We start from the raw sequence: 7,392 nt of genomic DNA, 5'->3' as shown, positions 1-7,392 counted from the left end.
CTAGACAAAATGACACCAAATGAGTTTTACTATGATCAGCTACCCCAACAAAACAAGGTGGCTTAACTAGAGCGGAATATCACTTATAAATACGCTTTTAGTTGTTCAAACAAGTGGGACCACCTCTGACAACCCTGCGACGCGCTTATCAATTGATGTATCCAATGTATTTGCAATTACTTTAATAATCATACTTTACTCACACTATCATTAAGTCTGCGTACAATCATTTTCAGCGCATTAATCAGTTGTTTAATGTCCTCTAATTCATGTGGAATGAGTTGTGTATCTTTGAGTTCTTCTAATAATTTGACTAGCACCAACCCAGCGATTCTAATTGCATGAATGTCTCGAGGATCTATGATCTGAGCGTGAGATTCAGTTAAAATTTTCATGCGCATATAGTCTGATTTATTCATTTGTAATGCGTTAGATGACGCAACCATTTTCTGATATTCATCTATTGTTAAACGAACAAGAATTTGTTTATTTCTTAAAGCCTTATCTTCCATTTTTTCTACTGCATCCAAATTGAGACCGAGCGGAGCAAGCTCGAAATTTGTGACTATGGACGATGTGATATACATCGTCCCATCCTGTATCTTTTTAAATATGCGGGTGGAGAGAAATAAAAAGAAATCTTGATAGCTTTTTTGTTTTTTTCTTATCGCAAAAGGTGACTTTTTTTGAACTTTTAAAAATCGAAAAAAGGGCAGGATTTGCCATTTCTGCATGAGTAGAAATTTTAAATACTGATCTCATTCTTTTGTTAATTTGGAAAAATACAATGCAAAATCAGAATGTTTTAGAGCTTGAAACTCAGAACACGAATAGTCAAAATCTTGAAAGCACATTGACTCATTCAAATGTGAAATCAGTCGTTAAAGCAGAAAAGCCTTCAAGCACGATTGATAAAAAGCAAAAAATATATAGCGAAAATGATTCAAAAAAATTTGAGAGTATTCTTATTCGTTTTAAAGAAAAAATGAATGAAAAGAATATGACAAGAAATCAGCTTCTCACTCAGCATAAAAATACTTTACTAGAGCTCTTCGACTTTGGGGCAACAGTTGAAGAAGTCCTTTTGTTTTTAGAAGAGAATAATTTTATTGGTATTTCTGATGAAAGTTTAAAAGAGCTGTTAAAGAAAAAAAAATAAATTTGATGTGAAGTAATCACTCAAAAATTACTTCACATAACGCAATTGGTCCCATTTAAAGTAATTCTGGCTCAGTTGATCACGAGACATATACCAGGTTATGTTAGGCAACATGCTAGCACCAAGAGCAAGTCCAGCTTTTCTAAACTTATTGATTGAATTCTTCATCAGTGAGATGCAAACAAAGTAGCTCTGAATGAACATTAGATGTATTTAAATTCTGTATTAAAGCCACTTCTGAAGGAAACTTTGAAATTCTAGCATTATTTTTGTTTATATCTTTCATACTCCCTTTTAATGCTTTTACTCGGTCCGAGTCAACATATGAAAGGGAGGAGTGTTCACGACAATAGCCTTCATATATAAGCTTTTCTTCGGACAACATTACCCTATTGTTATAGTTTTTTTTGTTCAAAAGTAACTCCTAGAGATTTTAATGCTGAAAATATTCTACAGTCTGGAGTACGTAAAGCAATCCACTCATACTTTCCACCTATTTTATAGGAACTCCTCTAGTTAATAAATTTGACGAGTTGAGAAAATGGTGCATGGTAATCCCCCCTAAATAATCTATTGAGCTTGCAAACTGAATAGTCACAAAAACTCTAGATACACGTAACCATCTTTTGATGGGATTTTTTAGAGGCTAATGGAAAAAATGTCTAATTGCATTGCCGGTATAATTTTTTATTCTAACTATTCAAATTTTTTCTTTTTATCATGTCGATAGTTTTTTGTACTAGAGCTTAATTTCATAATATTTGAGATTGAACGTTCTATCGATGTCCGCAATCCCTCAAAAAGCTGAACCTCATTAGAAGATTTGATATAGTCCAATATACTTTCGCTAAAAGATTCTATGATTTCTTTTGGATTTCTAATTCTAAAATGCTCGCTTTCAGCTAATTTTAAGAGATGGGATAGTTCAGGGAATGCTTTGTTTCCAGCGAGTTTAAGCGCCATTTTATTATCAATTGATTCATAGATAAGCGTATGCGTAATATCAAATGGCGGTGAAACAAAAATGTTTTTCATATCCGAGGAATACTGTAGCGCAAAGTTTTTCAGATGCGCATCACCATTCCCGATTAAGCAGTTGAATACGATGTATTTATACATTTTTTCAACCTCAGTTATGCTTCCAGTGTATAAAAAGGTCGCTTTCAATAATGTTTCGTAGCTCCCTGTGTATTTTGCATCGGGGTCATTTGACTTTTTCATGAGCGTCGTAAAGTCTTCATAGCCTAGTTTTGTACCATCACTGGATTTATCAAACCGTTCTACAACATATGTTTCTAAATTTTCAGACAAGTACGTTTGTGGTGGCTCAAGTCCACACTTCCGCGCAGCCTGCATACAAACAAACTCATTGACTGTAAGTAAGGGAAATTCCGAATCGAATGACTTTACGATTAAATCTTTTTGTTGAACTGTTCTATCCGTTTTAACAGTTTTTGCATTCGGAATACTCACCTTGGGTTGCATACCGGCCAACGAATTTCTGAGATAATATTTTTCTAATAGCTGTGGAAAAAGGGGTTCTTTACTACAGTAAGATAGGATTTCACTCAAGCTTAAAGAATCTGCTTCAGGCAAATTTAGCTCACTTTTATAAGAGAGCATTCCAATTCCTTGACTGCCTTGAAGTGCCAATAAATACATGTCGTTAACTTTGGCATATCTCGCAAGTTTTTCAGCAATAAATCGTCGATTAAAACCTTCTGGCAAGTTCTGAGCAAAAATTGGATGAAGTGCACCGGAAGAATATCCCTCTATGCCTTTGCGAGTCATAGTGAGTGATACATGCTGATTTTCCTGAGTCGGCTGATAATGGTGCACTGAACCATATGTTAATACGCCTAATTCAGCTTGATTAGCACATACTTTAATATTAGTGATTTTGGCTGGAAGCTTTGGTGTACTCATTCACTATCCTCCGAAAACATATTTTCAATATCATCCCAGTGGGGCAATGAATGCTGCTTCGGAGATACATCAAACTGTAAACCTACTGCATCCAGTACACGCTCAAATATGTCAAAAGAACCAGTAAAGCGGCCATTTTCGATTTCTGAGATTGTAGTTTTGTTGATTCGAGTTAATTCTGATAATTCTTGCTGTGTATGACCAAGGGCTTTTCGTCCTATACGAACTTTATTACCAATTTCGACTCTACTCGCCATCGCAATCCAACCAATATATTAGCCATATAGCTAATATAATATCTTATAAACAAGATATTAGCTATATAGCTAATATTTTATGGGTATTTAACAAAAACTAGCTTAAAAATAGAATTCAACAATAAATAAAAAGGCAGATTGTTAGCTGCCTTCCTTTATTTCCTAAACTGTTAGGTAAGTTAATTATTTGTAATCAACTTACTTTTCATCGTTTTAAGAGCTTGTGTAGCATCAGTATTGCCTTGATTTGCTGCCCTAGTGTACCAATCCAATGCCTTTTTATAATCTTTTGGTACAACATCCCCCTTATCGTACATTGACCCAAGAACATATTGAGATTTGTCATAACCTAAATTGGCCGCTCGTTCAGCCCAATACATGCCTTGATTAATGTCTTTGGCGACCGCAATGCCTTTAAGGTACATATTGCTTAATTCATGTTGTGAGTCAACGTAGTCTGTTTTAGCTGATTTAAGAAACCACTCAAATGCTTTGGTATTGTCTTGTGCTACACCAAGTCCATTTTGATATAGCTTTGCAATGCTGTTTTGAGCTGCAGCGTATTCATGTGCTTGCATATAGTACTCAAAGGCTTTTTGATGGTTTTGCGGAACAATGATGCCTTTTTCATAAAAGTAACCAAGATAGTAAATATTTTCTTCAGAAGGTTGCTTTTTATTTAACTCGGTAAAAATATTAAATGCCTTTTGATAATCTTGTTTTACTCCAAGACCTGTAAGGTACATAAATCCAATTTGTGTTTGGGCTGTTGTATCACCTTTATCGGCCGCTGCTTTTAAATATTTATATGCTTTCTGAACATCTCTTTGTGCGCCAAAGTAGCCATTTAAGTATTGAAGACCGGCATACGTTTGACCTTCAGTGTGTCCTTGTGCTGCAGCACGCTCAAGATATTGTAAGCTTTTCTTGTAGGACTCTGGTTTACCAAAATCTGTTGCATAGATAAAACCTAAAAAAAACTGAGCGTCAGCATTGTTTTGATTGGCTGATTTAGTTAACCACTCAACGACCGTTGGTTGTTTGTCGCTACCCTTAATATTTTCATCATAAAGTGCCGCGCCTAATTCATATTGAGCATCAGCATTTCCTTGTTTTGCTGAGTACAATAGCCACTCAATACCACGTTCCTCATTCTCTGGGACACCTTCACCATAGTAATATGCATACCCCAATTCATATTGGGCTTTGGCATCACCTTGGTTCGCTAATTTTTTTGTTTCTTCCAAATTAAAAGTGCCAGCAAAAGCTGTACTAACAAATAGAGAAATTGAAAGTATGATTTTCTTGAACTTCATAATAGAAATAGGTGGTTATGTTTTTTATTATGGTACAAGATATAATCAAAATTGTTTAATAAAATGATTAAATTCAATAAATAATGATGGTATTTATTGATTATGCAATTTCTTTAAATTTGTACATAAAATGGGCTGTGGTTTGGGAACTGTGAAGCGAGAATTGGGGGAAGATGCTAGATCAATGTAGGTCTCAATGAAAGACTTGGCCTGATGAGCTGTGTAAGTTTATTAAGTGTGTATTCACATCTGGTAGATGCAGCATCCAGTTTTTGTGAATGGTGTTACTTATAGCAATAGTTAGAAAAAAATGCTGAGAAATCCATTGATGCTGAAGATGATCAATTGATTATTTTAGAGGAGAAGTAAAAATGTTGCCTAATGCAAAATATATTTCATTGGGTAAAATCCGATCTGTTGTTATGGAAAAAATTGGTTGCGGATGAGGTGCTCAAGGAATCACAAGTGTTATTAAGTATGCCGCATCCTTCTATGTCTAACGGAAAGCATTTGCTATTTTCTTGGCCGCAAAGCCAAATCAGCGCTTACACAGGTAAATGTGTGAGTGGGCGGATTTGATGAAAGACTCGATAGTAAAAAAATTAAGGAAATTGAGTTTTAATAAAAAAAGCGGCTATAAATAATGAGCGCTCAATTTTAATGCTTAATACACTAACGCTGATATCATTCAAGTGTACTTAATTTAACATAATCAATATTATGCGAAATGACCGTTGTAACTCCAAAGTAGAAATGTCCGGTTTCTCCAAAGTAAAAATGTCCGCTTTTAGAATATGTGCTTTTGCGATGATCAAAGCGGACGGTTTGATATGTTGGTGTCTATGTCGGATAAAGAACTTAAACGATTGTCGATCTTGCAGGAAATCTGTGATCAACGCATAACTCAGTCCCGGGCTGCTCAGCTGCTTCATGTTTCAGAACGTCAGATCAGACGCTTACTGCAGAAATACAAAGCTCAAGGCCCAGTTGCATTAGCCCATGCCGGTCGTGGCCAAACCAGCAACTCAAGGCTTCCTGAAGAAATCAGGCTCAAGTGCCTCAATCTTGTCGCTGAGCAACTGCATGGTTTCGGACCCACTTTAGCGCATGAAAAGCTCACCACCGTGCATGGATTTGATATTTCAGTGGAAACACTGCGTTCCTGGATGATTGCAGCCAATTTATGGATACCTCGATCCAAGCGCCTGAAACGCCCGTATCAGCCTCGATATAACCGGGATTGTTATGGTGAACTGATTCAGATTGATGGCTCACATCATGACTGGTTCGAAGGACGTGCTGCCAAATGCTGTCTGCTGGTGTTTATTGATGATGCCACAGGAAAATTACAGCATTTACGCTTCTGTGAGTCGGAATCAGCCTTTGACTATATGATTTCAACACGCTTGTATGTCGAACAGCATGGTAAGCCTTTAGCGTTTTACAGCGACAAACATTCAGTCTTTAGGGTAAATCAAAGCAGCAAGAAAGACACCAAGATTACCCAATTTGGGCGAGTACTCAGTACCCTGAATATCGATATCATCTTCGCCAATTCACCCCAGGCCAAAGGTCGTGTAGAACGTGCCAATAGAACCCTTCAGGACCGTCTGATTAAAGAAATGCGCCTGGAAGGCATCTGTTCAATTGAAGAGGCGAATAAGTGGCTGCCCTGCTTTATTGAGCAGTTCAATCTCAAGTTTGCCAAGATGGCCTTTAATCCGAAGGATCTACATCGGACTGTCACTGAAACAGCTGAGGAATTAGATGATATTTTTACCTGGCGTGAACCCCGCAGAGTCACGAACAGCCTGACGATTACTTATGATAAATGCGTGTATCTCCTGGAAAATACGGCAGAAAATCAGAGGCTGATCGGTAAATATCTTGAGTTTCTGGAATACCCGGATGGCACGGTAGCCATTGAACATCAAGGAAGAAAAATCAATTACAGCATCTTCGATAAGTTAAGTCAGCTCAACCAGCGAGAGATCGTTGAGAATAAACGTTTAGGTGCTGTTCTGAATCATATTCAGCAACAGCATGAAGAATTAGAACAACAAAACAAACGAAATCGTTCTCAAAAGATGCCAAGCAGACGTGCACAGAAAACAGCAATCAAAGAACGAAATATGAATCCTGTGCTTGACTTGGAAATGTCCATATAGGACATTTCTATTTGGTTATTAGGTAGGACATTTCTACTTGGGAATAACAGCGTTATAATTCTCTATAGAAATCAATGCTGTAGTTTCTAGTTGATAGCCCATCTTCCCCAAGGTGGGCTTTTTTTATGATTTTTCACGTTCCACGCTTATTATTTAATCAAAAGACCTCTTGCGAAAGTATAGTTTATCTAATTTTTGAATTGGCTAAAACCTCATAAAATATAGCTTTTGGCTGCTTAAAATTTGACTAACGCAAGAATTCTAAAGTTTCTCAACTTTGATTAGCTCAAATAAATACCATTTCTCTTTTTCTAGGTCTCTTTAAATCACGAATTATGTAACTATAGAGTATACCCTAAAATTACATTTTAAAAGTTCTTAAAAACATGTACCATTTAAATGTTTTTTAATCATAAGTAACATGTAACTTTGGTATTAAAGATTTATAATTTACGAAATTGTTCATTTTTATCCAATTGGGGCGTAAAAAGTGAAAGGCCAAAAAGTAGGCTATGTGCGAGTGAGTTCGGTCGAGCAAAATACGGGACGTCAACTTGAGGGAATTG

7 protein-coding genes and 1 pseudogene are annotated in these 7,392 nt (G+C 36.4%); 3 read left to right on the top strand and 5 right to left on the bottom strand.

Features of this window, described 5'->3' with window-relative positions; genetic code table 11:
* Positions 1-188: 188 nt before the first annotated feature.
* The gene (locus tag FTT86_RS16225) at positions 189-734 is read right to left on the bottom strand and encodes a hypothetical protein (protein ID WP_228738033.1); all 546 of its coding nucleotides are present in this window, start codon (positions 732-734) and stop codon (positions 189-191) included.
* Positions 735-787: 53 nt separating this feature from the next.
* Here FTT86_RS16225 and FTT86_RS15365 point away from each other — a divergent pair, with 53 nt between their 5' ends.
* Complete coding sequence (locus FTT86_RS15365) at positions 788-1,159, top strand: hypothetical protein (protein ID WP_180181464.1); 372 nt, start codon at positions 788-790, stop codon at positions 1,157-1,159.
* A gap of 148 nt (positions 1,160-1,307) precedes the next feature.
* On the opposite strand, the gene FTT86_RS15360 is transcribed toward FTT86_RS15365, so the two are convergent.
* From FTT86_RS15360 to FTT86_RS15345, 4 genes are all read right to left on the bottom strand, one after another.
* Entirely contained in the window at positions 1,308-1,574 is a 267-nt protein-coding gene (locus FTT86_RS15360) for a hypothetical protein (protein ID WP_180181463.1), read from the bottom strand.
* Positions 1,575-1,855: 281 nt separating this feature from the next.
* Positions 1,856-3,085, bottom strand: coding sequence for a type II toxin-antitoxin system HipA family toxin (locus FTT86_RS15355; RefSeq protein WP_180181462.1), 1,230 nt, complete (start codon positions 3,083-3,085; stop codon positions 1,856-1,858).
* Positions 3,082-3,342 (bottom strand): helix-turn-helix domain-containing protein, encoded by a 261-nt coding sequence (locus tag FTT86_RS15350; RefSeq protein WP_180181461.1) that lies wholly within the window; start codon positions 3,340-3,342, stop codon positions 3,082-3,084. The genes FTT86_RS15355 and FTT86_RS15350 overlap by 4 nt, the downstream gene beginning before the upstream one ends.
* A 179-nt stretch (positions 3,343-3,521) precedes the next feature.
* Positions 3,522-4,658 (bottom strand): tetratricopeptide repeat protein, encoded by a 1,137-nt coding sequence (locus FTT86_RS15345; RefSeq protein WP_180181460.1) that lies wholly within the window; start codon positions 4,656-4,658, stop codon positions 3,522-3,524.
* A gap of 842 nt (positions 4,659-5,500) precedes the next feature.
* Here FTT86_RS15345 and FTT86_RS15340 point away from each other — a divergent pair.
* Complete coding sequence (locus FTT86_RS15340) at positions 5,501-6,826, top strand: ISNCY family transposase (protein ID WP_180178616.1); 1,326 nt, start codon at positions 5,501-5,503, stop codon at positions 6,824-6,826.
* Between the two features lie 490 nt (positions 6,827-7,316).
* A pseudogene (locus FTT86_RS16220) lies at positions 7,317-7,392 on the top strand (recombinase family protein); the annotation flags it as partial.

The organism is Acinetobacter sp. YH01021 (genome assembly GCF_013420255.1).
Lineage (GTDB): Bacteria > Pseudomonadota > Gammaproteobacteria > Pseudomonadales > Moraxellaceae > Acinetobacter.
Note: the sequence above shows the minus strand (reverse complement) of the source record. Positions and strands in the feature narration are given on the sequence as shown.

Excerpts from the sequence above, each read along its gene's own strand:
- FTT86_RS16225 (WP_228738033.1), bottom strand. The coding sequence starts at position 734 with ATGCAGAAATGGCAAATCCTGCCCTTTTTTCGATTTTTAAAAGTTCAA.
- FTT86_RS15365 (WP_180181464.1), top strand. The coding sequence starts at position 788 with ATGCAAAATCAGAATGTTTTAGAGCTTGAAACTCAGAACACGAATAGT.
- FTT86_RS15355 (WP_180181462.1), bottom strand. The coding sequence starts at position 3,085 with ATGAGTACACCAAAGCTTCCAGCCAAAATCACTAATATTAAAGTATGT.
- FTT86_RS15350 (WP_180181461.1), bottom strand. The coding sequence starts at position 3,342 with ATGGCGAGTAGAGTCGAAATTGGTAATAAAGTTCGTATAGGACGAAAA.
- FTT86_RS15345 (WP_180181460.1), bottom strand. The coding sequence starts at position 4,658 with ATGAAGTTCAAGAAAATCATACTTTCAATTTCTCTATTTGTTAGTACA.
- FTT86_RS15340 (WP_180178616.1), top strand. The coding sequence starts at position 5,501 with ATGTCGGATAAAGAACTTAAACGATTGTCGATCTTGCAGGAAATCTGT.